The sequence below is a fragment of the Microbacterium sp. BK668 genome (assembly GCF_004362195.1).
GTDB lineage: Bacteria > Actinomycetota > Actinomycetes > Actinomycetales > Microbacteriaceae > Microbacterium.
On record NZ_SNWG01000001.1, the window covers coordinates 1,267,452 to 1,292,368 of the forward strand.

21 protein-coding genes are annotated in these 24,917 nt (G+C 70.3%); 14 read left to right on the forward strand and 7 right to left on the reverse strand.

Annotated features, from left to right (window positions below; genetic code table 11):
• Window positions 1-50: 50 nt before the first annotated feature.
• Genes EV279_RS05605 through EV279_RS05625 form a run of 5 tightly spaced genes read left to right on the forward strand, consistent with a single transcriptional unit; the run spans window position 51 to window position 5,347 of the window.
• Window positions 51-1,766, forward strand: a complete 1,716-nt coding sequence (locus EV279_RS05605; protein WP_208109483.1) for an IlvD/Edd family dehydratase — start codon at window positions 51-53, stop codon at window positions 1,764-1,766.
• Window positions 1,767-1,791: 25 nt separating this feature from the next.
• Window positions 1,792-2,679, forward strand: a complete 888-nt coding sequence (locus EV279_RS05610; protein ID WP_133541892.1) for an SMP-30/gluconolactonase/LRE family protein — start codon at window positions 1,792-1,794, stop codon at window positions 2,677-2,679.
• Between the two features lie 28 nt (window positions 2,680-2,707).
• A complete protein-coding gene (locus tag EV279_RS05615; protein WP_133541893.1) occupies window positions 2,708-3,568 on the forward strand; it encodes a fumarylacetoacetate hydrolase family protein in 861 nt (286 codons plus the stop codon).
• Complete coding sequence (locus EV279_RS05620; RefSeq protein WP_133541894.1) at window positions 3,565-4,572, forward strand: alcohol dehydrogenase catalytic domain-containing protein; 1,008 nt, start codon at window positions 3,565-3,567, stop codon at window positions 4,570-4,572. The genes EV279_RS05615 and EV279_RS05620 overlap by 4 nt, the downstream gene beginning before the upstream one ends.
• Before the next feature lie 22 nt (window positions 4,573-4,594).
• Window positions 4,595-5,347, forward strand: coding sequence for an SDR family oxidoreductase (locus EV279_RS05625; RefSeq protein WP_133541895.1), 753 nt, complete (start codon window positions 4,595-4,597; stop codon window positions 5,345-5,347).
• Window positions 5,348-5,351: 4 nt separating this feature from the next.
• Here EV279_RS05625 and EV279_RS05630 read toward each other — a convergent pair whose 3' ends face one another.
• The 3 genes from EV279_RS05630 to EV279_RS05640 all read right to left on the reverse strand — a co-directional run bounded on the left by EV279_RS05630 (window position 5,352) and on the right by EV279_RS05640 (window position 8,032).
• Window positions 5,352-6,980: a cyclic nucleotide-binding domain-containing thioredoxin-disulfide reductase gene (locus tag EV279_RS05630; RefSeq protein WP_133541896.1), complete on the reverse strand. Its 1,629-nt coding sequence runs from the start codon at window positions 6,978-6,980 to the stop codon at window positions 5,352-5,354.
• A 67-nt stretch (window positions 6,981-7,047) separates the two neighbouring features.
• Entirely contained in the window at window positions 7,048-7,434 is a 387-nt protein-coding gene (locus EV279_RS05635; RefSeq protein WP_166644396.1) for a UBP-type zinc finger domain-containing protein, read from the reverse strand.
• Window positions 7,435-7,507: 73 nt separating this feature from the next.
• Entirely contained in the window at window positions 7,508-8,032 is a 525-nt protein-coding gene (locus tag EV279_RS05640; RefSeq protein WP_243728450.1) for a MarR family transcriptional regulator, read from the reverse strand.
• Between the two features lie 79 nt (window positions 8,033-8,111).
• Here EV279_RS05640 and EV279_RS05645 point away from each other — a divergent pair, with 79 nt between their 5' ends.
• A complete protein-coding gene (locus tag EV279_RS05645; protein WP_133541898.1) occupies window positions 8,112-10,253 on the forward strand; it encodes an MMPL family transporter in 2,142 nt (713 codons plus the stop codon).
• Between the two features lie 52 nt (window positions 10,254-10,305).
• Here EV279_RS05645 and EV279_RS05650 read toward each other — a convergent pair whose 3' ends face one another.
• A complete protein-coding gene (locus EV279_RS05650; protein ID WP_133541899.1) occupies window positions 10,306-10,980 on the reverse strand; it encodes a VOC family protein in 675 nt (224 codons plus the stop codon).
• 299 nt (window positions 10,981-11,279) lie between these two features.
• Here EV279_RS05650 and EV279_RS05655 point away from each other — a divergent pair, with 299 nt between their 5' ends.
• A complete protein-coding gene (locus EV279_RS05655) occupies window positions 11,280-11,807 on the forward strand; it encodes a DUF1269 domain-containing protein (RefSeq protein ID WP_133541900.1) in 528 nt (175 codons plus the stop codon).
• A gap of 52 nt (window positions 11,808-11,859) precedes the next feature.
• Window positions 11,860-12,912, forward strand: a complete 1,053-nt coding sequence (locus EV279_RS05660; protein ID WP_133541901.1) for a LacI family DNA-binding transcriptional regulator — start codon at window positions 11,860-11,862, stop codon at window positions 12,910-12,912.
• A 6-nt stretch (window positions 12,913-12,918) separates the two neighbouring features.
• Here the strand turns inward: EV279_RS05660 and EV279_RS05665 are convergent, their stop codons facing one another.
• Both EV279_RS05665 and EV279_RS05670 read right to left on the reverse strand, forming a co-directional pair.
• On the reverse strand, window positions 12,919-14,577 hold the full coding sequence (locus EV279_RS05665) for a glycoside hydrolase family 32 protein (RefSeq protein WP_133541902.1): 1,659 nt from the start codon (window positions 14,575-14,577) through the stop codon (window positions 12,919-12,921).
• Window positions 14,578-14,657: 80 nt separating this feature from the next.
• A complete protein-coding gene (locus EV279_RS05670; protein ID WP_133541903.1) occupies window positions 14,658-16,391 on the reverse strand; it encodes a glycoside hydrolase family 68 protein in 1,734 nt (577 codons plus the stop codon).
• 198 nt (window positions 16,392-16,589) lie between these two features.
• Between EV279_RS05670 and EV279_RS05675 the strand changes: the two genes are divergently transcribed.
• The 6 genes from EV279_RS05675 (at window position 16,590) to EV279_RS05700 (ending at window position 24,149) form a co-directional block, all read left to right on the forward strand.
• Window positions 16,590-17,678 (forward strand): LacI family DNA-binding transcriptional regulator, encoded by a 1,089-nt coding sequence (locus EV279_RS05675; RefSeq protein WP_133541904.1) that lies wholly within the window; start codon window positions 16,590-16,592, stop codon window positions 17,676-17,678.
• Window positions 17,679-17,715: 37 nt separating this feature from the next.
• Window positions 17,716-19,008 (forward strand): extracellular solute-binding protein, encoded by a 1,293-nt coding sequence (locus EV279_RS05680; protein ID WP_133541905.1) that lies wholly within the window; start codon window positions 17,716-17,718, stop codon window positions 19,006-19,008.
• 52 nt (window positions 19,009-19,060) lie between these two features.
• Window positions 19,061-20,002 (forward strand): sugar ABC transporter permease, encoded by a 942-nt coding sequence (locus EV279_RS05685; RefSeq protein WP_133541906.1) that lies wholly within the window; start codon window positions 19,061-19,063, stop codon window positions 20,000-20,002.
• A 2-nt stretch (window positions 20,003-20,004) separates the two neighbouring features.
• Window positions 20,005-20,955 (forward strand): carbohydrate ABC transporter permease, encoded by a 951-nt coding sequence (locus EV279_RS05690; protein WP_133541907.1) that lies wholly within the window; start codon window positions 20,005-20,007, stop codon window positions 20,953-20,955.
• A 128-nt stretch (window positions 20,956-21,083) separates the two neighbouring features.
• On the forward strand, window positions 21,084-22,103 hold the full coding sequence (locus EV279_RS05695) for a family 43 glycosylhydrolase (RefSeq protein WP_133541908.1): 1,020 nt from the start codon (window positions 21,084-21,086) through the stop codon (window positions 22,101-22,103).
• Window positions 22,104-22,124: 21 nt separating this feature from the next.
• Window positions 22,125-24,149: a GH32 C-terminal domain-containing protein gene (locus EV279_RS05700; protein WP_243728451.1), complete on the forward strand. Its 2,025-nt coding sequence runs from the start codon at window positions 22,125-22,127 to the stop codon at window positions 24,147-24,149.
• Here the strand turns inward: EV279_RS05700 and EV279_RS05705 are convergent.
• The gene (locus tag EV279_RS05705; protein ID WP_347876849.1) at window positions 24,128-24,865 is read right to left on the reverse strand and encodes a TetR/AcrR family transcriptional regulator; all 738 of its coding nucleotides are present in this window, start codon (window positions 24,863-24,865) and stop codon (window positions 24,128-24,130) included. The genes EV279_RS05700 and EV279_RS05705 overlap by 22 nt on opposite strands.
• Window positions 24,866-24,917 lie beyond the last annotated feature (52 nt).

A 24,917-nucleotide genomic window follows, 5' to 3' on the forward strand; every position in this document is an offset into this window, starting at 1 on the left:
GGCGCGGCTCGTCCTTCCCTTTCCCGCTTCCCTGGGTGTTCAGTGAGTGAATGATCTCGCTGCGCAGTTCCGGGTGGTACTCGGGGGACGATCGGAACGCCTACATCCACCGCGCGTGGATGCGCCGCGGCATCCCGTCCAGTTCCTTCGAGAACCGCCCGCACATCGCCATCGCGAACACCGCCTCGGATCTGACGCCGTGCAACGCGCATCTGACGGAGGTCGCGCAGTCGGTGAAGAACGGCGTCTACGAGGCGGGCGGGATCCCACTGGAGCTGCCCGTCGTCTCGCTGGGCGAGACGAATGTGCGGCCGACCGCGATGCTCTGGCGCAACATGGCCGCGATGGCGACGGAGGAGATGCTGCGAGCGAATCCGGTCGACGGCGTCGTGCTGCTGGGCGGCTGCGACAAGACCATCCCGTCGCTGCTCATGGCCGCGGCATCCGTCGATCTTCCCGCCGTCGTCGTGCCCGGTGGACCCATGCTGACCGGCCACTTCCGGGGTGAAGCGCTCGGGTGCGGGACGGATGTGTGGCGCCTCAGCGAGGAGGTGCGAGCGGGCACGCTCAGCGAGGCGATGTTCCTCACCTCCGAATCGTCGATGATCCGGTCGAAGGGGCACTGCAACACGATGGGCACCGCGTCGACGATGGCGCTCGTGGCCGAGGCCCTGGGCACGGTCCTCCCCGGCCTGGCGGGCACGCCTGCTCCCGACGCGCGACTGCTCGAGGCCGCCCACGAGACCGGGATGCTGGCGGTGCGGCTCGTCTGGGACGATCGGCGACCTTCGACCTTCCTGACGAAGGGGAGCTTCCACAATGCGATCGTCGCGCTCGCGGCGATCGGCGGCTCGACGAACGCCGTCGTGCACCTCCTCGCGGTCGCAGGCCGCCTGGGCATCGACCTGACGATCGACGACTTCGACCGCATCGGATCCGACGTGCCGATGCTGGTCAACCTGCAGCCCGCGGGTCGGTACCTCATGGACGACCTCCACCGGGCCGGCGGGTTCCTCGCCGTCATGCGCGAGGTGCGCGATCTCCTCGACTCGGACGCGCTCACGATCACAGGCGAGCGCTTCGTCGACTGCCTCGACGACGCACGGATCTGGGACCCGGACGTCATCACCCCCCGTGAGAGCGCGCTGCTGCCGGCGGCGGGCATCAGGGTGCTTCGCGGCTCGCTCGCGCCGGGCGGGGCGATCGTCAAGCCCGCCGCGGCATCCGCCCATCTCCTGAGGCACCGAGGGCGGGCCGTCGTTTTCGACTCGATCGAGGACTTCCACGCGCGCATCGACGACCCGGAGCTCGACATCGACGCCGATTCCGTCATGGTGCTGCGCGGGTGCGGGCCGAAGGGCTATCCCGGCATGCCGGAGGTCGCGAACATGCCGCTGCCGGCGAAGCTGCTCGCTCAGGGCATCCGCGACATGGTGCGCATCTGCGACGGCCGCATGTCGGGCACCGCCTACGGCACCGTGATCCTGCACGTGACACCGGAGGCGGCCGCGGGCGGTCCGCTCGCGCTCGTGCAGACGGGTGACTGGATCGACCTCGATGTGCGGGCCGGCCGGATCGACCTCGATGTTCACGCCGACGAGCTCGCGGCGCGGACGCCCGGCCAGGCGACGCTCGACGGGTTCGCCCGGCCGCGCCGCGGCTGGGAGCGGCTCTACATCGACCACGTCCTGCAGGCCGATCTGGGTGCGGACCTCGACTTCCTGGTCGGCGCCACGGGATCGCGGGTGTCGCGTGAATCCCATTGAGACCGTCCCGCAGACTGGACGCACGATGTACGACGACACCCCCTCCCTCGGCACCGCGCTCGCCGCCACCACGACATCGCACTTCCTCGCGGAAGGACCCCTCTGGGATCCGGTCGGCGAGCGGGTCCTGTGGGTCGACATCATGGCCGGAGCCGTGCACACCGGCCGCCTCGAGGCTGACGACTCCATCACCGCCCTCGAGCGCATCGACTTCCCCGACACGGCAGGCACGGTGGCGCTCTCCGCCCGAGGAGACCTCGTCGTCGCCGGCAGGCACGGCCTGCACTACCGCGACGCGGCCGGTGCGATCACATCCGGTCGGACGCTGATCGAGGGTGACGGCCGGCGTTTCAACGACGGCAAGGCCGACCCCGCCGGAAGGCTCGTCGTCGGCACGAAGGGGCCGGGCGGAGAGGTGCTGCTGCGCGTCGACGCAGGAGAGTCGGTCACCGTCCTCGACGACGACCTGACACTGTCCAACGGCCTGGCGTGGACCGCCGACGGACGACGGCTCTACAGCGTCGACACGATGACGCGGCGCATCTTCGTGCGCGACTACGACGCGGCCACGGGCGCCGTCGGCGAGCGCCGGCTCTTCATCGAGCTGGAGCAGGGCCACCCCGACGGGATGACGATCGATGCGCACGACCATCTCTGGGTCGCCGTGTGGGGCGGCGGCTGCGTCCTGCGGATCGCCCCCTCGGGGAGAATCGTGTCGCGCGTCGAGGTCCCCGCGCCCCACACCTCGTGTCCGGCCTTCGCCGGGCCCGGGCTCGACGTGCTCGTCATCACGACCGCGACCGAGAACCTTCCCGCCGAGGAGCGCGCCGCGTTCCCCGCGTCGGGGAGCCTCTTCACGATCCGGCCCGGGGTCGCGGGGCTTCCGACGAACTTCTGGTCCGGCATCCGCTGATCACGTCACCCATCCCGGGAGGGACACCATGAGACTTCTGCGTATCGGCGCACCCGGCGAGGAGAAGCCCGCCGCGCACGTCGGCCCCGAGCACTGCATCGACCTGTCCGACGTCGTCGACGATTTCGACGAGTCGTTCTTCCGCGCGGATGGTCTCGAGCGCATCGCCCCGATCGTCGCCGAGAGGACCGCGAAGGGTGCCGTGTCCGCCCTCGCCGGTCGTCGGATCGGCGCGCCCATCGCGCGCCCGCACCAGATCATCTGCGTCGGTCTGAACTACGCCGACCACGCGGCCGAGTCGGGACAGGCCGTCCCCGACGAGCCGATCCTCTTCACCAAGTCGCCGAACACCCTCGTGGGTCCGCACGACGACGTCCGCATCCCGCGCGGATCGACGAAGCCCGACTGGGAGGTGGAGCTCGGCATCGTCATCGGCCGCCGGGCGAGCTATCTCGATTCGGCCGACGAGGCGCGAGACCACATCGCGGGGTGGGTGCTGGTCAACGACGTGAGCGAGCGGGCGTTCCAGATGGAGCGCGGCGGGCAATGGCTGAAGGGCAAGTCCGCGGAGACCTTCAATCCAGCGGGGCCGTGGCTCGTGACCCGCGACGAGATCCCCGACGTGCTCGATCTCAATATGTGGCTGGACGTCAACGGCGTCCGCCGGCAGACGGGATCGACGTCGACGATGGTCTTCGACCCCTTCGTCATCGTCCACTACATCAGCCAGTTCATGGTTCTCGAGCCGGGCGATCTCATCAACACCGGCACACCGCCCGGGGTCGGGCTGGGCTTCACGCCGCCGATCTGGCTCCAGGCCGGCGATGTCATGACGCTGGGCATCGACGGGCTCGGGGAGCAGCGCCAGCGCGTGATCGGGCCGCGATGAAGGCGCTGGTCATCACCGGCCCAGGCGGCGCCGAGATCCAGGACGTGGTCGACCCCGAGCCCGCGCCCGGCGAGGTGCTCGTCGAGGTGCGCCGCGCCGGCATCTGCGGAACGGACGTCGAGTTCTTCACGGGCGAGATGGCCTACCTGCACTCGGGGCAGGCACGGTACCCGATGCGGATCGGCCACGAGTGGATGGGCGTCGTGTCGGGCGTGGGCGAGGACGTCGATCCCTCGTGGCCGGGTGCCCGCGTCACCGGCGACACGATGCTCGGCTGCGGGGTCTGCCGGCGCTGCACGTCGGGGCGGCAGCACGTGTGCGAGAACCGCCTCGAGGTCGGCATCCGCGGCGGCAGGGCCGGCGCTCTGGCCGAGCGTCTCGTCGTGCCGCTCAGCTCGGTCCACCGGCTCCCCGAGGGGGTCGACGACGCGATGGGGGCCATGGTCGAGCCGGGCGGCAACGCGTTCCGGGCCGTCGAGGCGGCGGCCGTCGCCGAGGGGAGCCTGTGCCTCGTCCTCGGCGCCGGCACCATCGGCCTGCTGTGCGGGATGTTCGCGCATGCGGCGGGCGCCTCCGTGCACGTCGTGGGGCGCAGCGCACGCTCGCTCGCGTTCGCACGGACCCTCGGGTTCGATGGGGTCTGGACCGAGGAGACCCTGCCGCCGAGGGCATGGGATGCCGTCATCGAGGCCTCCAATGCGGAGCAGCTGCCCGCGAGGGCTGTGCAGCTCGTAGAGCCGGGCAAGCGCGTCGTCTTCATCGGACTCGCGGGCACGCCGAGCCTGATCGACACCCGCGAGCTCGCGCTCAAGGACGTGACGGCTGTCGGTGTCCTGAGTGCCTCGCCGGGGCTGCGCGGCACGATCGAGGCGTATGCGACCGGAGCCGTCGACCCTCGTCCGCTCGTGGCGGACGTCGTCTCGCTCGACGCCCTCCCCGAGATCCTCGCCGGCCGACGCCCCGCGGGTGCGGGACCCGGACCCAAGTTCCACGTGTCCCTGTGACCCGTGCGCGGAAGGAGACTCCATGAACGACTTCGACGGGCTGGTGGCGGTCGTCACCGGCGGATCCAGCGGCATCGGCGCCGCTGCGGCCCGCGAGCTCGATGCGCGCGGCGCCCGCGTGGCGATCGTCGATCGTCAGGAGGGGACCGCCGACCGCGGTCCGTACTTCGCGCGCACCGATCTGGCGGTCGACGAGCAGGTCCGCTCGGCGATCCGCCGGGTCGCCGACGACCTCGGGGGCATCGACATCCTGATCAACAACGCCGGAATCGGCGCGGCAGGCGACGTGTCTGCCAACGAGGACGACGAATGGCAGCGCGTCTACGACGTCAACGTCGTGGGCCTGGCGCGCGTCTCGCGCGCCGCGCTGCCGTTCCTGCGCCGATCGACGGCGGCCGCGATCGTGAACACGGCTTCCGTGGCGGGGACCAACGGACTGCCGGATCGTGCGCTGTACAGCGCGACGAAGGGGGCCGTCATCGCCCTCACGTATGCGATGGCCGCCGACCACCTCGCCGAGGGGATCCGCGTGAACGCCGTCGCACCGGGGACGGCCGACACGCCGTGGGTGCAACGGCTGCTCGCCGCCTCCGACGACCCCGCGGCGACCGCCGAGAACCTGCGCCGCCGGCAGCCGCTCGGGCGGCTCGTCACGGCGGACGAGGTTGCCTTCGCGATCGCCTATCTCGCCTCACCGCGCGCGGGGAGCACGACCGGCACGGTCCTGACCGTCGACGGAGGCCTCACCACCCTGCGAGTCCGAGGCCAGGGCTGACGCGTCACAACGCGAGTGCGCGGTGAACGGAGGCGACGGCGCTGGAGCCTTCACCCACCGCGGCGGCCACCCGCTTCATCGATCCGCGGCGCACGTCGCCCGCGGCGAAGACACGCGGGACGGATGTCTCGAACGGCAGCGGCTCCCGGCCGAGGCGCTGCCACAGCGAGATCGAGTAGGCCGCGACATCCGCTCCCGTCCGCACGAAGCCGTCCCCGTCCAGATCGATGCCTCGCAGCCACGTCGTCGCTGGTTCGGCGCCGATGAAGCAGAAGAGCCCGCGTGCGTCGACCGCGCCGGCCGTGTCGATGCGCACGCGCTGCAGATCGCCCTCGCCGTCGAGGCCCACGACGCGGGACGACGTGTGCACCTGGATGCGGGGATCCTCGACCAGCCTGTCCACGAGGTAGGTGGACATCCGGCTGCCCAGGTCGCCGCCGCGGACGACGAGATGCACGGGGCACCCGTTGGCGGCCAGGTAGAGGGAGGCCTGTCCAGCGGAGTTCGCCCCGCCGACGACCACGACAGGCGACCCGAGCACCTGGCGGACCTCGAGCGGCGTGGCGGCGTAGTAGATGCCCGATCGCTCGAAGCGGTCCCACTCGGCGAGCGCGAGAGTGCGATACGCCGCGCCCGAGGTCACGATGACCGACCGCGTGTGGACGATCCGGCCGTCGGCGAGCGTGACCTCGAGCACGTCGTCGACCCGTTCCAGCTTCACGGCCTCGCACGGAGCGTAGACCCGCACGCCGAACTTGAGCGCCTGAAGCGACGCCTGGCCGATCAGGTCGTCGCCGCTCACGCCGAACGGGAATCCCAGGAAGTTCTCGATCCGCGACGTCGCGGCAGCCTGACCGCCCGGAGCGACGGCGTCCAGCAGCACGGTGCTGAGGCCTTCGGAGGCCCCGTAGATCGCGGCGGCGAGTCCGGCCGGTCCGCCGCCGACGACGACGAGGTCGACGATCTCGTCGGCATGCCCCTGGTAGCTGAGGCCCAGACGCTCGGCGACCATCCCCGGCGTCGCGCGCACGAGCGGCTCGCCCTGGATGAAGGCGATCGGGAGATCCTCGGGATCGAGGGCGTGATGTGCCGCGGCAGCCGGGTCGAGCGCATCCGCCTCGACGACGGTGTGGGCGAGGCCGAACCGCTCGGCGAAGCGTCGCAGAGCCAGGAAGTCCCGGGACGAGCGGGCGCCCACGAGCTTGAGGGTGAGGGCGGCCGGGCCGTCGCGCAGCGACTCGCGGCGAGCCCAGAGGGAATGCAGGAGCAGGTCGCAGAGCTCGTCGTCCTCGGCCATGAGACGGCGCAACTCGGCCTGCGGCACCCGCAGCACACGGCCCCCGCGCGTCACGCGCGCGGACAGGAACGCGCTCTGTCCGTTGAGCAGGCCCAGCTCGCCGGCGAAGGACCGAGGACCCATGCGCGTGATGACCGCCTCACCGACCCACCACAGCGAGTCGCGTACGATCTCGATCTCCGCGGTGTCGATCAGCGCCATCTCGTAGGCGGCGTCGCCGGAGCGGAAGAGATAGTCGCCCGCCTCCACGTCCATGGGCGTGCCGAAGGAGCACAGTCGCTCCCACTGCGCGTCGGTCAGGGTCGGAGCCATGACCGGATCGAGATTTCCCCCCATCGCCGACAGGCTACCCCCGTGTCGGCGTCCGCGGGGCGACGGAGCGAGAGGTCTCCGGAAGGAGCGGTCAGGCTCGCGCCTCGCGGAGGTTGCGCTCCTCCAGCTGCTTCCTCCAGTCCTCGGGCACGGCTCCTCGAGGGCCAGGGCTCGGTTGATCGACCGGGTGGGACGCAGGCGGTGCGAGGGTCAGGCCTCCGCGGACCAGCGCACTCGCCTGGTAGTCCCACACCCAGTCCTCGCCGGGTTCGAAGGACTGGATGAAGCGGTGCCCCGTGGCCTGGGCGTGTGCCGTTGCGTGACGGCGCAGCGAATCGTCGCAGCATCCGACATGCCCGCACGCCGCGCAGCGCCGCAGGTGGACCCACCACCCGTCGTCCGCCAGGCACTCGACGCAGCCCGGGCCGCTCGGCGGTGCCTCCCGGTCGACCTGACCGGCGAGTGCGTCCTGATCCACGCAGATCCCCTTCGTCCGGAGGCGGCCGCTGACGACGCCGTGCGACGTCGGCGCACGGCGGGACCAGCGTACTTCAGCGACGCGCGCCCGCCGGATCGGGGGCGGCTCCCGTGACGTGCGAGCGGTAGACGCCGACGACGCGCGAGAGGTACTCGGTGATGGTCTGCTGCTCGCCGGGCGTGAAGTCGTCGAGCACGGCGTCGACATCGGCGATCATCGGCGCGAGCATCGCCATCGCCCGCTCTCGCGACGAGGCGGTCGGGACTACCAGGACGCCGCGGCGATCGGTCGGATGCGGCTCGCGCGTGACGTGTCCCAGCCCGACCAGACGGTCGACGAGGGTGGTGGCCGAGGCGGTCGAGATGTGCAGGCGGCGGGCGAGATCGCTCGGACCGAGGGGTCCTGACGCGAGGAGATGCCCCATCGCGTCGAGGTCGGTCTGGTTGACCGTCAAGTGTCCTCGGAGGCGCTCCTCGAAGAGATCGCTCACCTCGAGCAGCTGCCGCAGCAGCTGGGTGGCATCGCGGACGGGAGGTGCACCCGCAGGGGCGCCGTCCGGGGGGGCGGCGGCCGCGGGAAGCGATCCGACGGTGTCCATGAGCTCATTCTACCTCGAACTTGTGCAGTTTTCCTGATTTCTAGATAATCTAGAAACAAGTCACCTTAGAAAGGCCCCCATGAACGGCTTCCTCCGCTTCCTGACGTCGGCGAAGACGTCCTGGATCGTCCTCGTCCTGGCCGCGATGTTCGCGGGCGGCTTCTTCGCTCTGGGGAGCGGGGCGGACTCCGAGACGGCCCCGACCGTCGGGCTTCCCGACTCTGCCGAGTCGGTGCAGGTCGAGAAGCTCCTCGAGGACTTCCCCAGTGCCGACGCGACATCGGCGATCCTCGTGTTCCAGGCCGATGACGGCGCGCTGTCGGACGAGACGCTGGGCACGATCAACGACAAGGCGATGGGCGAGCTCGCGGACTTCGCACCGGACGGATTCGTGCCGCCGGCGCAGGTGTCCGACGACGGAGAGGTGGCGATCGTCGTCGTCCCGCTCGATCCGGAGCCCGACGTCGAGCTCCAGGCCGAACGCGCGCAGGAGCTCCGCGAGGCCGCGTCCGCCGATCTCGACGGCGTGACCGTCTACCTCACCGGGGCTGAGGGCTTCGAAGTGGATGTCGCGGCGGTGTTCGCCGGCGCGGACTTCACCCTCCTCCTCACCACCGTCATCGTGGTCGCGGTGCTGCTCATCATCACCTACCGCAGCCCCTGGCTCTGGATCGTCCCCCTCGCCGCCATCGGCCTGGCCGACTCTCTCGCGGGGATCATCGCGACGCGGGTGGCCGCGGCGGCGGGCGTGGAACTGGATGCCTCGATCACCGGCATCCTCTCGGTGCTCGTCTTCGGCGCGGGCACGAACTACGCCCTCCTCCTCATCGCCCGGTACCGCGACGAGCTCCGGCGCACCCCCGACCGCCGGGAGGCGATGCGCCGCGCACTGCGAGGGGCGGGTCCGGCGATCATCGCCAGCGGCTCGACCGTCGCACTGGCCCTCGCGACACTGCTCTTCGCGGAGCTCGCCGGCAACCGTGCGCTCGGGCTCGCGTGCTCCATCGGCATCCTCGTGGCGATGGCGTTCGCCCTCATCGTCCTGCCGGCCGCGCTCGTGCTCTTCGGACGCGGGCTGTTCTGGCCGTACGTGCCCAGGTTCGGATCGCCCGACGCGATCGCCCGCAGCCCGTGGGGCAAGCTGGGACGCGCCGTGTCGCGCCGTCCCGTGATCGTCGTCGTCAGCGGCTTCGTCGTGCTCGGCGCCCTCGCGAGCGGTGTGCTCTTCGTGCAGACGGGACTCTCGCAGAACGACCGGTTCCTGCAGAAGCCCGAGGCCGTCCAGGGCCAGGAGGTGCTCGCGGACGCGTTCTCCGCGGGCACCGGATCTCCCGCCGCCGTCGTCGTGCCCGTCGGTGAGGCCGACGAGACGGTCACCGCGCTCGAGGACGTCGACGGCGTCGACAGCGCGACGATCGCCGAGCAGAACGACGACTTCGCCCGCATCGACGTCGTGCTCTCCGCCGGGGCCGAGACCGAGGCATCCTTCGCGACCATCGAGCGCCTCCGCGCGGCGCTGGACGACGTCGGCTCGGGAGAGGGCCTGGTCGGTGGTCTGGATGCGCGATCGCTCGACGTCGCGGCGGCGCAGGCGCGCGACCAGGCGCTCATCATCCCGCTCATCCTGGTGCTGGTGCTGATCGTGCTCGTGATCCTGCTGCGCTCGCTCCTCGCGCCGGTGCTGCTGCTCATCGCGGTGGTCGCCAGCTTCTTCTCGGCCGTCGGCGCGAGCTGGTGGCTGTTCCAGACGCCGCTGTTCGACTTCCCCGCGATCGACACGAACGTGCTGCTGTTCAGCTTCCTGTTCCTCGTCGCCCTCGGCGTCGACTACAGCATCTTCCTGGTGACGCGAGCGCAGGAGGAGACCCGCACGCTCGGCACGACGCAGGGGATGATCCGAGCCCTCGCCGCCACCGGCGCGGTCATCACGAGCGCGGGCATCCTGCTCGCCGCCGTCTTCGCGGTGCTCGGGGTGCTCCCGCTCATCACCCTGACGCAGATCGGCGTCATCGTCTGCATCGGGGTGCTGATCGACACCCTGATCGTGCGCACCGTCATCGTGCCGGCGATGGCCTTCATCGCCCGCGATCGGTTCTGGTGGCCGCGCCGGCCCGCGATGACGGACGCCGAGGCGAAGGCGGCCGGACGGGACGCCCTCACCGCCCGCTCGGCCGATGAACCGGAGCCGTCGACGGAGCGCCCGCTCGCCGAGGTGCGCTGATCGGTGACGGCGGGGGCCCGGCGGCCGGCGCGGGCCGCCCGCCGGGCCGCCGTCAGTCGTCGTAGGTGTCGGTCCAGGACGCGATGTCGACCCCGTGGTTGTCGGGGGACGCCAGCGACCACCAGGCCGGGGCATGCGAGTCGTCGGCGAGCCGGCCCCCGGCGGCGAGCGCGGCGTCGACGCGGGCCTGCGCCTGATCGGCCGGGACGAAGACGTCGAGGTGAGTGCGGCCGCGCGCGGGGGCGTCGCCCGAGAGCGGGTTGAACGCGAGCTGCGGGCCGCACCGCAGCGGGTCGACGGCGTCGGTGTCGCCGAACGGGTCGTACCCCAGCGCCGCCGTGAAGAAGGGGCGCACGTCGGCCTCGGAGTGCTGCGCGACGTAGATCCCGATCGACTGCGCGAGCGACGGATCCGAGGTCAGGCCCAGGTCCGCCGCGGCCCGCGACACGGCCGCGGCGAACTCCGCGGCGGCCGGCGGGATGCCGGCGTCGCTGCGGTGCGGGACGCGCACGACGACCGCCTCGGGACGTACATCGAGGTCGGGGAGGATGCCGAGACGCTCGGCGGCGGCCACGACCGGCGCGACGAGGTCGGCCGCGCGGGCGAGGGACGCCGCCCGGAACACCGCTTGCGGGCCGGTGCCGGTGACTCGCCAGTCCGAGACGCCTTGCGCGCGGTGGAAGGCGGCGGGGGAGAGACCGCCCGGCTCGGTCGGGGACTCGGTCATGCGACCTCCTCGGTCTGCCGCGTCGGCGCCGGTCGGTGGCGACGCGGGGCTCACTGTACTCCCCGGGTCGGACGTCGCAGCAGGGCGAGCCCCACGCGCCATCCGATCCGGGCAGACGGCCCCGCCTCACCCGCGGAGGGTGTCTCGTCCGTCCGTGGGACTGTCGGTCGGGCGGATGCCTGGCGATAATCGCAACCGTCGCCCCGGCGGAGGAACACGTCCACCGGCGTCGCGACACGCGGAATGCGTCCATCCGTGACGGCCCTCGGCCCATCACGGCCGATTACAGGAGGTGACCAATGGCCGGAGACAACCTCATGCTCGTCGTCGGTTCGTACGACGATGAGGCCTCGGCATCCGAGGATTACGCGGGTCTCAAGTCCGCAGAGAAGGACGGGGACTACGAGGTCGTCGGCGCCGTCGTGCTGTCGCGCGACGCCGACGGCAAGGTCGAGGTGAAGGAGCACGGCGACAAGTCCGTGGGGCACGGTGCCGCGTGGGGCGCCGGGGCGGGCGTGATCGTCGGCCTGTTCGCACCGCCTCTCCTGGCCGCGACGGCGGTGGGTGCGGGCATCGGCGCCATCATCGGCGCCATCAAGAAGGGTCACGACGAGAAGGAGCTCGGCGTCGACGTCGAGCAGTACCTTCCGCCGGGATCGTCCGCCATCGTCGCGGTCGTCGACGACACCTGGGCGGACCGTGTCGAGAAGGCGCTCCTCAAGGCCGACAAGCGGATCAGCAAGGCGATCGACGCCGACGACTACGACAAGCTGCGGAAGGCCCTGGAGAAGTCCGAGGACGAGGTCTCGAAGGCCGTCGAGTCCTGACGTCTCCCAGGCGCTCCGGGTGGTCGGCGGGCCGAGGCAATAGCCTGGTGCTGTGAACGCCGATCGACCCGGGGCGCCACCGCGCGCGGGTCGCGCGCGCATCGGCGACGTCGCGGCGGCTGCCGGCGTATCCGTCACCACGGTCTCCCACGCGATGAGCGGCGCGCGCGCCGTCAATCCGGAGACGCGCCAGCGCATCCTCGACGCCGCCGCCGCCCTCGGCTACGCGCCCGATCGAGTCGCCAGCGGTCTGAGGCGGCGACGGACGGGCGTCATCGGCTTCGTCGGTGACCACGTCGCGTCGACCCCGTTCGCCGGTCAGATGATCGCCGGAGCGCGCGTGGCGGGTCTCCGGCAGGATGTCCTCCTCCTCGTCGCGGAGTCCGAGGGCGACGCGGAGCAGGAGCAGGCGCTCGTCAGCCGCTTCGTCGCTCAGCGGGTGGACGGAATCCTCATCGCCCGCATGTACCACCAGCGGGTCCGTCGTCCGGAGGTGCCCGCCGACGTCCCGATCGTGCTCCTCGACGCCGCGCCCGAGACCGGCTGGGCGGTCGACGCCGTCGTTCCCGACGAAGCCCAGATCACCGGGCTCGCCAGTGACTGCCTGCTCGGGGCGGGCCACCGCGAGATCGCCTACGCCGACACCGTCGACGACTCCCGCGCAGCGCGTGGGCGCCGGCTCGGCGTGCGTGCGGCCCTGGGCGATGCCGGCGTCCCGCTGACCCCGGACCGCATCGCCGCCGCGACCTCCGACGCACACGGCGGGCGAACGGCTGGAGCCGCTCTTCTCGATCGGGCCGACCGGCCGACGGCCGTCATCTGCTTCAACGACCAGATCGCGATGGGGGTGATGCAGGCGGCGGCGCGGCTGCGGCTCTCCGTGCCGGAGGACCTCTCGATCGTCGGGATCGACGATCTCCGTCCCGTCGCGGACGCCCTGGACCCCGGGCTCACGACCGTCGCCCTCCCGCACGCCGAGATGGGCTCGTGGGCGATGTCGCGTCTGATCGCCCGGATCGACAAGAGCGAGACGGGTCGCGCGAGGCTCGAGCTGATGCGCGGATGGCTCGTCGAGCGGGGGTCGGTCGCCCCGCCGGCCCGCTGACGCCCGTCACCGCGTGCCGGAGGACCTCTGGATCGCCGCGACCTTCAGGGGGGTGACGGATGCCTCGATGACGCGCACGCTCCGATCCACGGCCTCGACCCGCACGCCCTCGCGTGCCTCGCCGCCGGCGGCGATCATGCTGAGGGAGGCCCGACCGCCGTTGACGAAGACCTCGACCGAGCCAACGTCCACGACGATGTCGAGATCCACCGTCCCTTCCGCGGAGGGCGCCGGCGCGCTCCGCACCGCCCGGTAGGTGTCAGGCATGTCCTCGGCGATGGCATCGGCATCCCGTGCCACGAAGGCGCTCTGCGCACCGAAGTCGTAGCCGACCGTCGTGAAGGCCGTGCCGCCCCGGGGGATGTGCAGACGCACCTCGCCCCCGTCGGAGTCCGCCGCGTCGAGCGTCACCCGCACGCGGTAGGCGTCCGAACCCGATGCCGGCAGAGCGAGGGGCCGGTCGGCGGCGAGGGTCTGCGGCGCCAGCTCCCGGCGCGCGCCCTCGAGCCTGCTCAGGGCGTCCACGGGCGAGGAGGCGAGGGAGGCGCGCCCGTCGGCACCGGACACGAGACGGATGCTGCGCACGATGCTGTCGGCGCCCCCCTGCCACTGGGTGCCGGGAGTGTCGCCCGCGTAGGCCCAGTTGTTGAGCCACCCGATCCCGTAGCGCTGGCTGAGGCGCTGGTCGGCCGGGAGCCGCGGGTCGTCCCACGTGACCGCGGCGTAGTAGTCGGCGCCGTGGTCGAGCCATTGGTGCGATCCGTCCGCGCGGAACGTCTCACCGTCCCAGTCGCCGACCCAGTAGGCGGTGCCGGTCGTCATGCCTTCCGACGAGCCGTTCGCGCCGGCTGCGAGCACCCACCGCACGCGCGCCGGGTCGCCGTCGACGGTCATGGGGAAGAGGTCGGGGCACTCCAGAACACCCAGGTCCGCGGTCTCGAAGCCCGAGCGATAGGTCCACGCCTTCAGGTCCGGCGAGGTGTAGAACCCGATCTTGCCGCCCTCGGCGAGGGCCATGACCCACTGACCGTGCTCCTCGTCCCACAGGACGCGGGGATCGCGGAAGTCGCGCACCCCGGGGTTGTCCATCACGGGGTTGCCGTCGTACGGCTCGAAGGAGTATCCGCCGTCGAGCGAGACGAAGAGGGACTGCCGCTGCACGCCGTCGGTCTGCTGCGTCACGACGGCGACGACGGCGTCCTCGCCGAAGCCGGCGGTGTTCTCGCGGTCGACGACGGCGGTTCCCGTCCAGATGTCGCCGAGGCCGTTCGTGTACTTCTCGATCGCCACGCCGTGATCGGTCCAGTGCACGAGGTCCGTGGAGGTCGCGTGGTACCACGCGGTGCCGTTCCCGTCCGGGTGGTCGGCGTTGTAGAGGTAGTAGTAGTGCCAGAGCCCGTCGAGGAGGAACGGCCGCTGGGGGTCGTTCATCCAGTTCCGCTCGGGGGTCAGGTGCACCGCCGGGCGGTCCGGATCCCAGCCGGCCGGTCGCTCGAAGGCGGACGACTCGGCCGTCGCGGCGGGAGACGGTGATGCCTCCGGCGTTTCGCCTCGCGGCCAGGCGAGGAGCGCGAGAATCGCGAGCACGGCCGCTGCGGCGAGGGTGAGGGCGATCGTGCTGCGCCGGTGGCGCTGGAAGAAGGTCGTCTGGATCCGGTCGGTCATGCGTGTCCCTTCGCGCTTGCGGGCGGGTGGGTGCGAGCGGATGCCCCGGGGCAGCGTGTCCCCAGGGCATCCGCCGATCGTCAACCGCCGTACTGGGCGAGCAGCTTCTCGATCTGGGCGCGCACGGCCGCGGAGACCGGCTTGCCCTGCAGGTAGTCGTCGAAGGCGGAGCCCGCCGCCGCGCGCACGCGCTGGGCGGCGGCGTCCGACACCGAGACGGTCTTCTTGCCGTTCGTGAACAGATGGCGGTTCGCGGGGATGTCCGCCCAGCCGCCGAGTCCTCCGTTTCCGTAGGAGTAGTCGACCGCCGTGCGGGTGGGGTCGCCGCCCACCCCGATGTCCATCTTCACCGTGGGCGCGAGAGTGCCGCCGCGGACGAAGTCGTCGTGCGTGCCGATCGTGTCGATGAAGGACTGCACCAGGCCGCCGGGCATGACGTAGTGCGAGTACGCCTGGAAGTGTCCGGGGTGCTGGTTGAAGTCGGGAGCGAACGGCTGGCCACCCCAGAAGTTCAGGTTCGTGGGGTTGCCGAGGGCGAGACCGGAACCGTCGTTGAGGGGCTGGAAGTCGCTGCGGATGCCGTCTCCGACGAAGCCGTACACACCTTCGGGTCCGTCCAGCCCGGCCGCGAACGTGCTGCGGTGGCTGATCGTGAAGAGGTAGTACTTGCCGTCCTTGAAGACGAACTGCGGACGCTCGGTCTGGTCGGTGACGCAGTTCGCGGACAGGATCGGCGGAAGGAACTCCCACTCGGTCAGATCCTCGTTCTTGGCCTTCGCGAGCCCGATGTTGCCGATCTGGTACGTCGCACCGGACGCGTTGACCTCTTCGACCGTCTCCGCGTGGGGGTCTCCGGGCTGGTAGCCGAGGTCTTCCTCCGTGCACTTCGCCGACTCTCGGGGCATCGCCGAGTTGCCCTCGAACACCATGTAGGTCTCACCGGGGTGCGCCGGGTCCTCGAAGGTGAACGGGTCGCGGAAGTTGAAGAACTCGTTCTGCGCGCCCGTCTGGTAGTAGGTCCCGTCGGCCTGCAGGAGGTCGATGACCTTGTTGAACCCCGAGAACTTCACGCCCTTCGAGTTCGCGTGCACCTTGCCGACGCTCAGCGCGATGCGCGGGTCGTACGGCTTGATGTTCTTGCCGGTCTCGTCACGGTAGAACGCCACGTCGGTGAAGAACAGCTTGATCTCGCCGTCCTTGTAGACGCGTGCCGAGCCGGACCACTGGGTCTGGTGGCTGAAGGACTGGTCCTCGAAGATCTGGCCGGTGACGCCCTCCTTGAAGACGAGGCCGCCGTAGGTCCAGCCGCCGTTCTCCGGGCGGTCCTCCGCGGGAACGCCGGCCGGGCGGTAGAAGTAGCCGATCTTGGCGAAGACGTGACGGTCGTCGAAGCCGAGGCTGCGGTCGGCGACGAGCGAGAAGATGATCTCCTGCCCGTTGACCGAGTACTGGTTGCCGTCCTCGTCCGTCAGTGGCCAGGTGTCCCAGACCCAGACCTCCCCATTCGACATGTCGGGGAGGTCCTGCGGGACCGTGGGCATGGTGACCGCCGCCGGCATCGAGTTCGCACGCGATGCGGCTGTGGGATCGGAGAGGCGCTTCAGCTGGCGCGCGTCGGCTCGCGTCCACTTGGCGGTGAAGTCGGCCTCCGGGGCGTAGGCCTCCTGTGTGTGGGTGGTGGGCTCGGGTCCGTCCTGAAGACCGGGGTCGGCGATCGCGGCCGAGGTGCCGGCGACGAGGGTCGTCGCGACGAGCGCGCTGGCTGCCAGCCCGCTCGCGACCAGGCGTGAGACGCGCCGGTTCGTGGTGTGCATCTGCAGTGGCTCCTTCTGATGGATTCGCTATGCAAATCGATTTGCATGGCGTGCTCATGCTTGCACAGATCTCGCGCGATCGCACATCGGTGGACGGTGATCGCCCCTCATCCGACGAAAGGCGCTTGACGCGCGAAAGGGGAGCGCGCATAATCGACGAGTCTGATAAATCGATTTATCAAGGGGAAGGACGAAGACGTGGCCCGCGCTCGGATCTCGGATGTCGCCAGTGCAGCTGGGGTGTCCGTCACGACCGTGTCGCTCGTCCTGAACAACGCCGAAGCCCGCATCTCCGACGACACCCGCCAGCGGGTGCGCGAAGCGGCGAAGGCGGTCGGATACGAGCCGAGCTCGCTCGCCCGTGGACTCCGCACGCAGCGGACCCGGACGGTCGGGCTGATCTCGGACGAGATCGCGACCACGCCGTTCGCCGGCCGCATGCTCGCCGGCGCACAGGACGTGGCGCGCGAGCAGGGTCACCTCGTCTTCCTGGTCGACACGGGAGCCGACGCCGCCATCGAGCGCGACGCCATCGCCGCCCTCGCGGCGCAGCAGGTCGACGCGATGATCTACGCCTGCATGTGGCATCAGGTGGTGGATGCGCCGCAGGGCCTCCGGTCCGACGCGGTCTTCCTCGACTGCCGGCCCGCCGGCGGCGGATATCGCAGCGTCGTGCCGGATGACCGGGCCGGGGGAGCGGCGGCGGTTCGCGAACTGGTGGCAGCCGGGCATCGGCGCATCGCCTATCTCGACGCCGGGGGAGCGAAGCCGATCGCCTCGCACCTGCGTCTCGAGGGCTACCTCGAGGTGCTCGGCGAGGCCGGCATCGAGCCCGACCCGGCGCTGCACGTCGAGGCGGACGTGTCGGCGCTCGGCGGACGCATCGCGGTGGAGGGCCTCCTCGACCTTCCCGAGGAGCGGCGACCGACCGCGATCTTCGCCTTCAACGACCGCCTCGCCGTTGGCGCCTACACCGCGGCGCACCATCGCGGACTCGACATCCCGCGCGACCTGTCGATCGTCGGCTACGACGACCAGCAGTTCGTGGCGGCGGAGCAGGACCCCCCACTCACCACCATCGCACTGCCCCACTACGAGATGGGTCGCTGGGCGATGGAGGTCGCGCTCGGCGTTCGCGCGGGGGACGAGGACGCCACGCACCTCATGGAGTGTCCCGTCATCCGACGAGACTCCGTTGGCCCGCCGCCGGCGCAAGTCGCCAAACCCAGCCGGCGACGGGCTTCTGTCAACACCGAGCGGCCGCCGTGGGCGGCCCCCGATCGGTGACCGACGCGGGCGTCGGTCACAAGAAAAGGAAACCACAATGAAGCGCAGGACGCCGCCGATCATCGGATCGGCAGCCCTCGTCGGGGTTCTGGCACTCACCGGCTGCGGACAAGCGGGCCAGGGGAGTGGAACCACCGAGGACGGACGCACCCAGCTCACGATGTGGACGCACTCGGCCGGCAACCCGGCCGAGCTCGAGGTCTACGAGCGGATCATCTCCGACTTCAACGATTCGCAGGACGAGTACGAGGTCGTCCACGAGTCGTTCCCCCAGGGGGCATACAACGATGCGATCGTGGCCGCCGCGGCATCCGGCGATCTCCCGTGCCTGCTCGATCTCGACGGGCCGATCATGCCGAACTGGGCGTGGGCGGGCTACCTGCAGCCGCTCGACCTCCCCGAGGAGCTGACCGACAGCCTCCTGCCGACGGCCGTCGGGGTCTGGGACGACCAGATCTACTCGGCGGGGTACTGGGATGCGGCGCTCTCGATCTTCGCCCGCAAGTCCGTGCTCGACCAGAACGGCATCCGCATCCCGACCGTCGACCAGCCGTGGACGACGGACGAGTTCGGCCGAGCCCTCGCGACGCTGAAGGCGGCCGGTTACGACACGCCGATCGACATCGGGGCGGAGGACGCCGGTGAGTGGTGGCCGTACGCCTACTCGCCGCTCCTGCAGAGCTTCGGCGGAGATCTGATCGACCGCTCCACGATGCTCACCTCGGACGGCGCCCTCAACGGCGCAGAGGCGGTCGAGTGGGGCCAGTGGTTCCAGAGCCTCTTCGCCGACGGCTACGCGTCCAACAGCGCGACCATCGGCAACCAGGAGTTCGTCGACGACGAGGTGGCGCTGAGCTACACGGGCGTCTGGAACGCCCTGGCCGCACTCGACGCGGTGGGCGACGACCTGCTCATCCTGCCCCCGCCGGACCTCGGCACCGGTCCGAAGATCGGCGGCGGATCGTGGCAGTGGGCGATCTCGTCTTCCTGCCCGGATCCCGAGGGCGCTCGCGAGTACCTCGAGTTCAGCTTCGCCGACGAGTACATCACCGCGTTCGCGGACAACCAGATCGTGATCCCCGCCACCGAGTCGGCCGCCGCGGACTCCAAGTACTTCGGCGAGGACGGAGTGCTGCGCCCGTTCGTCGAGCTGTCGCAGAAGTTCGCGGTGCTCCGCCCCGAGACCCCGGCCTACGCGGTCATCTCGTCGACGTTCGAGACCGCAGCGAAGGACATCATGAACGGCGCGGACGTCCAGGCGACGCTCGACCGGGCGGTCTCCGAGATCGACGCGAACATCGCCTCGAACGACGGCTACGGCTTCCAGTGATCCCTGCGGTGGTGGGGGCTCCGGCCCCCACCACCCCTGGAAAGGCACTTCCATGACTGTCACTCCTCCCACCGTCGCGGCCGAGACTCCGCGTCGCTCGCTCCGCCGCTTCCGCTCGATCAAGGGCCGCCAGACCTGGGCCGGACTCGCGATGATGGCGCCGGCCGGCATCCTCCTCGTGCTGTTCCTGGGCATCCCGGTCATCCTCGCGTTCGGTCTCTCGTTCACGAACGCGCGGCTCATCTCGCCCAACCCGCCCCGGTTCGTCGGCCTCGACAACTTCATGCGCGCGTTCACGGCCGATCCCGTGTTCATCGACTCGGTGTGGAACACGATCGTGTTCGCCCTCGTGGTCGTCCCGGTCCAGGCAGGTCTGGGCCTTCTCCTCGCACTGCTGGTCAACCGGCGCCTCCGCGGGGTGACGGCCTTCCGGGTGATCTTCTTCATCCCTGTCGTGACCTCCATCGTGGTCGTGTCGATCCTCTGGAAGTTCATGTATCAGGAGGACGGGCTGATCAACTCGATGATCGACATGCTCACCTTCGGGGCGTGGAGCGGCGTCGACTGGCTCAACAACCCGAACACGGCTCTCGGGGCCATCATCGTCCTGTCGATCTGGCAGGCCGTGGGCTTCCACATGATCATCTGGCTCGCAGGACTCCAGACGATCCCCGAGGAGCTCTACGAAGCGGCCAAGATGGACGGCGCCGGGCCCTGGCGCCAGTTCACCGCGGTCACGTGGCCGGGCCTGCGCCCGACGATGGTGTTCGTCCTCGTCACCATCACGATCGCGGCCCTCGGACTCTTCGTGCAGGTCGACGTCATGACCCAGGGCGGCCCGGTGAATTCGACGACGACGATCGTGTTCCACGCGGTACGGAAGGGCTACGAGCAGCAGGAGATCGGGTACGCCGCGGCGATCTCGCTGATCTTCTTCGTGGCCGTCCTCATCATCGCGCTCATCCAGCGGCGCCTCACGCGAGAGAAGGCTTGACCATGGCGACGACCACGCCCGCGCCCCCGAAGCCGACGCCGGCCGGCAGCCCCGCGCCTGCGCCCTCGGCGGCCACGCCGAAGTCGAAGAACGGCGGACGCGTCTTCACGTACATCGCCCTCACCCTCTTCGGGGTGATATTCCTCTTCCCCCTCGTCTTCATGTTCGTCTCGAGCCTGAAGCCCGACAGCCAGATCCTGCAGGACATCGACTCGCCGGCGGCGTTCCTCCCCGTCGGCGACATCAGCCTCGACAACTACTTCGGCGTCTTCGACCGAGTGCCCGTCGCGCAGTTCCTCTTCAACTCGATCCTCGTGACGGTGCTGACGGTGGGGCTCGGCCTCATCGTCAACTCGATGGCGGGGTTCGCGCTGTCGCGGCTCGAGTGGAAGGGCCGGATCGTCGTGCTCGCCCTCGTCATCGCGACGCTCATCGTCCCGTTCGAGACGATCGCCGTCCCGATGGTCTACTGGGTCGCCCAGCTTCCGACGCTCGTCATCGAGGGCGGTGTGCTCAAGTACGACTTCGGCTGGCTGAACACGTACGAAGTGCAGATCGTGCCGTTCATCGCCAACGCGTTCTCGATCTTCCTCTTCACGCAGTACTTCTCGACCATTCCGAAGTCGCTGGACGAGGCGGCGCGCATCGACGGCGCGAGCTGGTTCACGATCTACCGCCGCATCCTGGTGCCGCTGTCGGGACCCGCTTTCGCGACGGTCGCGATCCTCACCTTCCTGCCGGCCTGGAACCAGTACCTGTGGCCTCTCATGGTCGTGCAGAAGGAGGAGCTGCGACCGGTCATGGTCGGCATGCAGTACTTCTTCCAGCTCAACACGGCGTGGGGTGAGGTGATGGCGTACACGTCGCTCATCACGCTGCCCGTGCTGATCGTCTTCCTCGTGTTCCAGCGCGCGTTCGTCAGCAGTATCGCCGCCAGCGGGGTGAAGGGGTGAGGGCGCGGCATCCAACCCCGCTCCCCGCGGTCGCGCGATGCAGCGCCGACCACGAGCCGCCTGGCAGGCTCCCGGCCCCCCACTTCCCCGCGCGCGCCGAGCGCGCGACATCGACGAAAGGCTGACGCGTGTTCGACCTCCCCGGTTCCTGGGTCTGGGACTTCTGGTTCGCCGACGACGGCGACCGCTACCACCTGTTCTTCCTGTACGCCTCGCGCGCGCTCGGCGACCCCGAGGCCCGGCACTACCGCGCGTCCATCGGTCACGCGGTCTCGACCGACCTGGTGTCCTGGACGCAGGTGCCCGATGCGCTGGTCCGCAGCGATGCGCCGGCGTTCGACGACCTCGCGACGTGGACGGGCTCGGTGGTGCGGCATCCCGACGGCACGTGGTTCCTCTTCTACACTGGTTCCACGCTGGATCGTTCGGGCAAGAACATCCAGCGGATCGGATACGCGACGTCGCCCGACCTCGAGGTGTGGACCAAGGCCGCCGCACCGGTTCTCGAGGCGGCGGGGCCCTGGTACGAGACGCTCGACAGCGGGGCGTGGCACGACGAGGCCTTCCGCGACCCGTGGGTCTTCCCCGATCCGGAGGGCGACGGATGGCACATGCTCGTCACGGCCCGCGCTGCCGAGGGGCCTTTCGACGGGCGCGGCGTCATCGGCCACGCCTGGTCGCCCGATCTGCGCACGTGGGAGCTGCGACCGCCGCTCAGCGCGCCGTCTGCCGACGGCTTCGGCCAGCTCGAGGTCATGCAGGTCGAGGTGGTCGATGGGCGACCCGTGCTCCTCTTCTCCTGTCTCGCCGATCACTCGACGCCGTCCCGCCAGGGCGCACGCGCGGGGACGTGGGCCGTTCCGGCTGACAGCGTCCTCGGGCCGTTCCCGATGGATGCCGCGTACCCCGTCACGGACGAGCGGCTGTATGTCGGGCGGCTCCTGCAGCGCCGCGACGACGGACGCTGGCTCCTCTTCGCCTTCCGCAACGCCGGCGAGGACGGGCGCTTCGTCGGGGGCGTCAGTGACCCCATGCCCGTCGCCTGGCGCGGCGATCGGCTGGTGATCGCCGGCGAGGTCGCGGGCGCGGCATCCGTCGACGACATCGCCGGCACGACCTACGAGGCGGACGCGATACCCGCCCGCTGACCCACTGAACAAGGGACGCCGATGATGCCAGTTCCTCACGATTCCGCCAAGACCGCGCTGCGCCGCGTCGCTCTCCTCACGGGGGCCGCGGCCCTCGTGGCGACCGCCGCGCTCGTCGCGCCGCCGGGGATGACCAGCGCCGCCGACCCGCCGCCCAGTCATCGCGCGCAGTATCACTTCACCGTGCCCGACCACTGGAAGAACGATCCGCAGCGGCCGGTGTTCGTGGACGGGAAGTTCCACTACTACTACCTGTACAACGCCGACTACGACGCCGATCCCACAGCGAACTTCGGCACGGCCTGGCGGCTGGCCACGACGTACGACGGCGTCGTATTCGCCGATCAGGGGATCGCGGCGCCCAAGAAGACGAACGCCAACTACGACCTCTGGTCGGGCTCCGCCGTGGTGGACCACGCCGGCACCGCGGGATTCGGCGCGGGCGCGGTCGTGATGCTCGTGACGCAGATGGATCATCCGACGCCGCTCCAGCAGGCGAACGCGAGCGGTCCTCAAGCGCAATTCCTCTGGTACTCCATCGACGGGGGCCGCACCTTCCGCCCTTCGGGCGAGCAGCCCGTGATCCCCAACGGCGGGCGCGCGGACTTCCGTGATCCGAAGGTGATCTGGGACGCCGAGCGCGGGCGCTGGGTCGCACTCATCGCCGAGCGGGACCGAGTGAGCTTCTACACGTCGCCTGATCTTCGGAACTGGACGCGGCGCTGGGAGTACGTCAACGCGGGCATCGGCACGATCGAGTGCCCCGACCTGTTCCCCATCCGAGCCGACGACGGGACCGTGAAGTGGGTGTTCGGCGTGAGCGCCAACGGGTACGCGACGAACGAGCCGGCGACCTATGCGTACTGGACCGGATCGTTCGACGGCACCTCGTTCCGGTTCGATGCAGCGGCTCCCCAGTGGCTCGACCACGGCTTCGACTGGTACGGCGCGGTCACCTGGGAAGACCCGGCGGCCCCGCTCGACCGACGCTACGCGGTGGGCTGGATGAACAACTGGGACTACGCGCACACCACCCCGACGTGGTCCGCTGACGGGTTCAACGGAACCGACTCGATCACCCGCCACATCCGCCTGAAGCGCTTCGGTTCCGGCTTCAGCCTCGTATCGGAGCCCGTCGCCGCCCTGCGCGCCATCGCGACGTCGACCAGGCGTATCGGCGATGTGCGGGTCGACGGCTTCCTGCCGCTGGCCTATCGGGGCGACGCCTTCCAGATCGAGGCCGACGTCACGCGCGCGACCGCTGCCAACGTCGGCCTGCAGCTGCGGCGATCGGCGGACGGGTCGCGTCACGCCGACGTGGGGGTCACCGAGACGTACGCGTACCTCAACCGCGGACAGACCGGACATCCCGGCAACCCCTGGAAGCTCGAGAGCCGCACCCCCGTCGGATCGACGCACGACACCGTCCACCTGAGGATCCTCGTCGACCGGACGACCATCGAGGTCTTCGTCGACGACGGTCGCTACGTCCACTCCAGTCAGGTCTTCGCGCCGCACGCCGACCAGGGTGTCGCCCTGTACACGAGTGGTGGTGCCGCGACGTTCCGAAATCTCACGATCACGGAGTTCGGCAGCGTGCAGCAGCGTCCCGCCCGCCTCCTCGCCGACTTCGAGGGCACAGGGTGGGGTGGCGGGTGGTCGGCGACAGGCGCATTCTCCGCGCTCTCGCCGGTCCCCGCAGACCTCCCGGGACAGGTCGGCCGGCAGGTCGCCGACACCTTCGCCGGGTCCGACGCCGCGACGGGCACGATCACCTCGCCGCCCTTCGTCGTCGACCGCAACTTCGTCCACTTCCTGATCGCCGGCGGCGACCATCCCCTCGGCGCGGAGCCGGCGACCTCTGTTCAGCTCCTCGTCGACGGGCAGCCCGTGCGCACGGCGACGGGCGACGACTCGGCTCGGCTCCGCCACGTCACGTGGGACGTGCGCGACCTCGCCGGACGGACCGCCGCTTTCCAGATACTCGACGACGCGACGGGGGAGTGGGGGCACCTCATGGTCGATCAGGTGATCCTGAGCGACTGAGGTCGACGAGGCGAGGGCTCGGTGCGGATGAGTGCCGGACTCTCGTCGCGCACGCCCTCGAGCGCAGTCGTTGCCGGCAGGAGGTCGATCGCGCCCTGCACGGTGCCGGCAGGAAGCCCGAGCGCCCAGTCGGTGATGTCGGCGACGGCGTGCGCCTGCCCCGGATGGGGGACCTCCGCGTCGCTGTTGACGTAGGCGCCTCCGCCGTCCACCGCGATGAGGATCCGCGTGCAGGCCGTCTCGGCGTCGCCGGCCGGGAAGTCGCCGGACGACCTGCCGTCCTCGATGATCGCGATGAGCCGCTCCCGGTCCAGACGATCCTGCTCCTGGAGCTCGGCCTCGAGCGCGGGGCTGAAGCGGGAGAGATGCCGCGCGTTGAGCCACAGCCGCGCGAGGCCCGTCGACGCGCCCCCCTGGACCCGTCCGATGAAGTGGGCGAGGCGCTCGATCGGCGACCCGGCAGTCGGGAAGAACTGCTCCCGCTCGAGCACCGCGGCCCGGGCGAATGCCTCGATCACGAGATCCTCGGCGGCGGGGAAGTAGTGCGTGATGAGCCCGGGACGCACGCCCAGTCGCTCGGCGACCGCGCGCAGGGTGATGCGCTCGAGGCCCTCGTCGAGGGCGATCGCAGCGGCGTGGGAGAGGATTTCCTCCCGCCGTTCCTCGGGGCGCTTGCGGACCCGGATCGAACTAGGGCTTGACGTCACGACGACCATACTATTGAATGACTGACCAATAGTCCATTGGGCATGTGACCAATAGCAACGA

What these genes read in the sequence shown, in the direction of transcription:
- EV279_RS05645 (WP_133541898.1), top strand. Translation starts at nt 8,112, where the DNA reads ATGAACGGCTTCCTCCGCTTCCTGACGTCGGCGAAGACGTCCTGGATC.
- EV279_RS05615 (WP_133541893.1), top strand. Translation starts at nt 2,708, where the DNA reads ATGAGACTTCTGCGTATCGGCGCACCCGGCGAGGAGAAGCCCGCCGCG.
- EV279_RS05670 (WP_133541903.1), bottom strand. Translation starts at nt 16,391, where the DNA reads ATGCACACCACGAACCGGCGCGTCTCACGCCTGGTCGCGAGCGGGCTG.
- EV279_RS05680 (WP_133541905.1), top strand. Translation starts at nt 17,716, where the DNA reads ATGAAGCGCAGGACGCCGCCGATCATCGGATCGGCAGCCCTCGTCGGG.
- EV279_RS05690 (WP_133541907.1), top strand. Translation starts at nt 20,005, where the DNA reads ATGGCGACGACCACGCCCGCGCCCCCGAAGCCGACGCCGGCCGGCAGC.
- EV279_RS05620 (WP_133541894.1), top strand. Translation starts at nt 3,565, where the DNA reads ATGAAGGCGCTGGTCATCACCGGCCCAGGCGGCGCCGAGATCCAGGAC.
- EV279_RS05640 (WP_243728450.1), bottom strand. Translation starts at nt 8,032, where the DNA reads ATGGACACCGTCGGATCGCTTCCCGCGGCCGCCGCCCCCCCGGACGGC.
- EV279_RS05700 (WP_243728451.1), top strand. Translation starts at nt 22,125, where the DNA reads ATGATGCCAGTTCCTCACGATTCCGCCAAGACCGCGCTGCGCCGCGTC.
- EV279_RS05650 (WP_133541899.1), bottom strand. Translation starts at nt 10,980, where the DNA reads ATGACCGAGTCCCCGACCGAGCCGGGCGGTCTCTCCCCCGCCGCCTTC.
- EV279_RS05630 (WP_133541896.1), bottom strand. Translation starts at nt 6,980, where the DNA reads ATGGGGGGAAATCTCGATCCGGTCATGGCTCCGACCCTGACCGACGCG.
- EV279_RS05655 (WP_133541900.1), top strand. Translation starts at nt 11,280, where the DNA reads ATGGCCGGAGACAACCTCATGCTCGTCGTCGGTTCGTACGACGATGAG.
- EV279_RS05610 (WP_133541892.1), top strand. Translation starts at nt 1,792, where the DNA reads ATGTACGACGACACCCCCTCCCTCGGCACCGCGCTCGCCGCCACCACG.
- EV279_RS05705 (WP_347876849.1), bottom strand. Translation starts at nt 24,865, where the DNA reads ATGGTCGTCGTGACGTCAAGCCCTAGTTCGATCCGGGTCCGCAAGCGC.
- EV279_RS05685 (WP_133541906.1), top strand. Translation starts at nt 19,061, where the DNA reads ATGACTGTCACTCCTCCCACCGTCGCGGCCGAGACTCCGCGTCGCTCG.
- EV279_RS05625 (WP_133541895.1), top strand. Translation starts at nt 4,595, where the DNA reads ATGAACGACTTCGACGGGCTGGTGGCGGTCGTCACCGGCGGATCCAGC.
- EV279_RS05665 (WP_133541902.1), bottom strand. Translation starts at nt 14,577, where the DNA reads ATGACCGACCGGATCCAGACGACCTTCTTCCAGCGCCACCGGCGCAGC.
- EV279_RS05605 (WP_208109483.1), top strand. Translation starts at nt 51, where the DNA reads ATGATCTCGCTGCGCAGTTCCGGGTGGTACTCGGGGGACGATCGGAAC.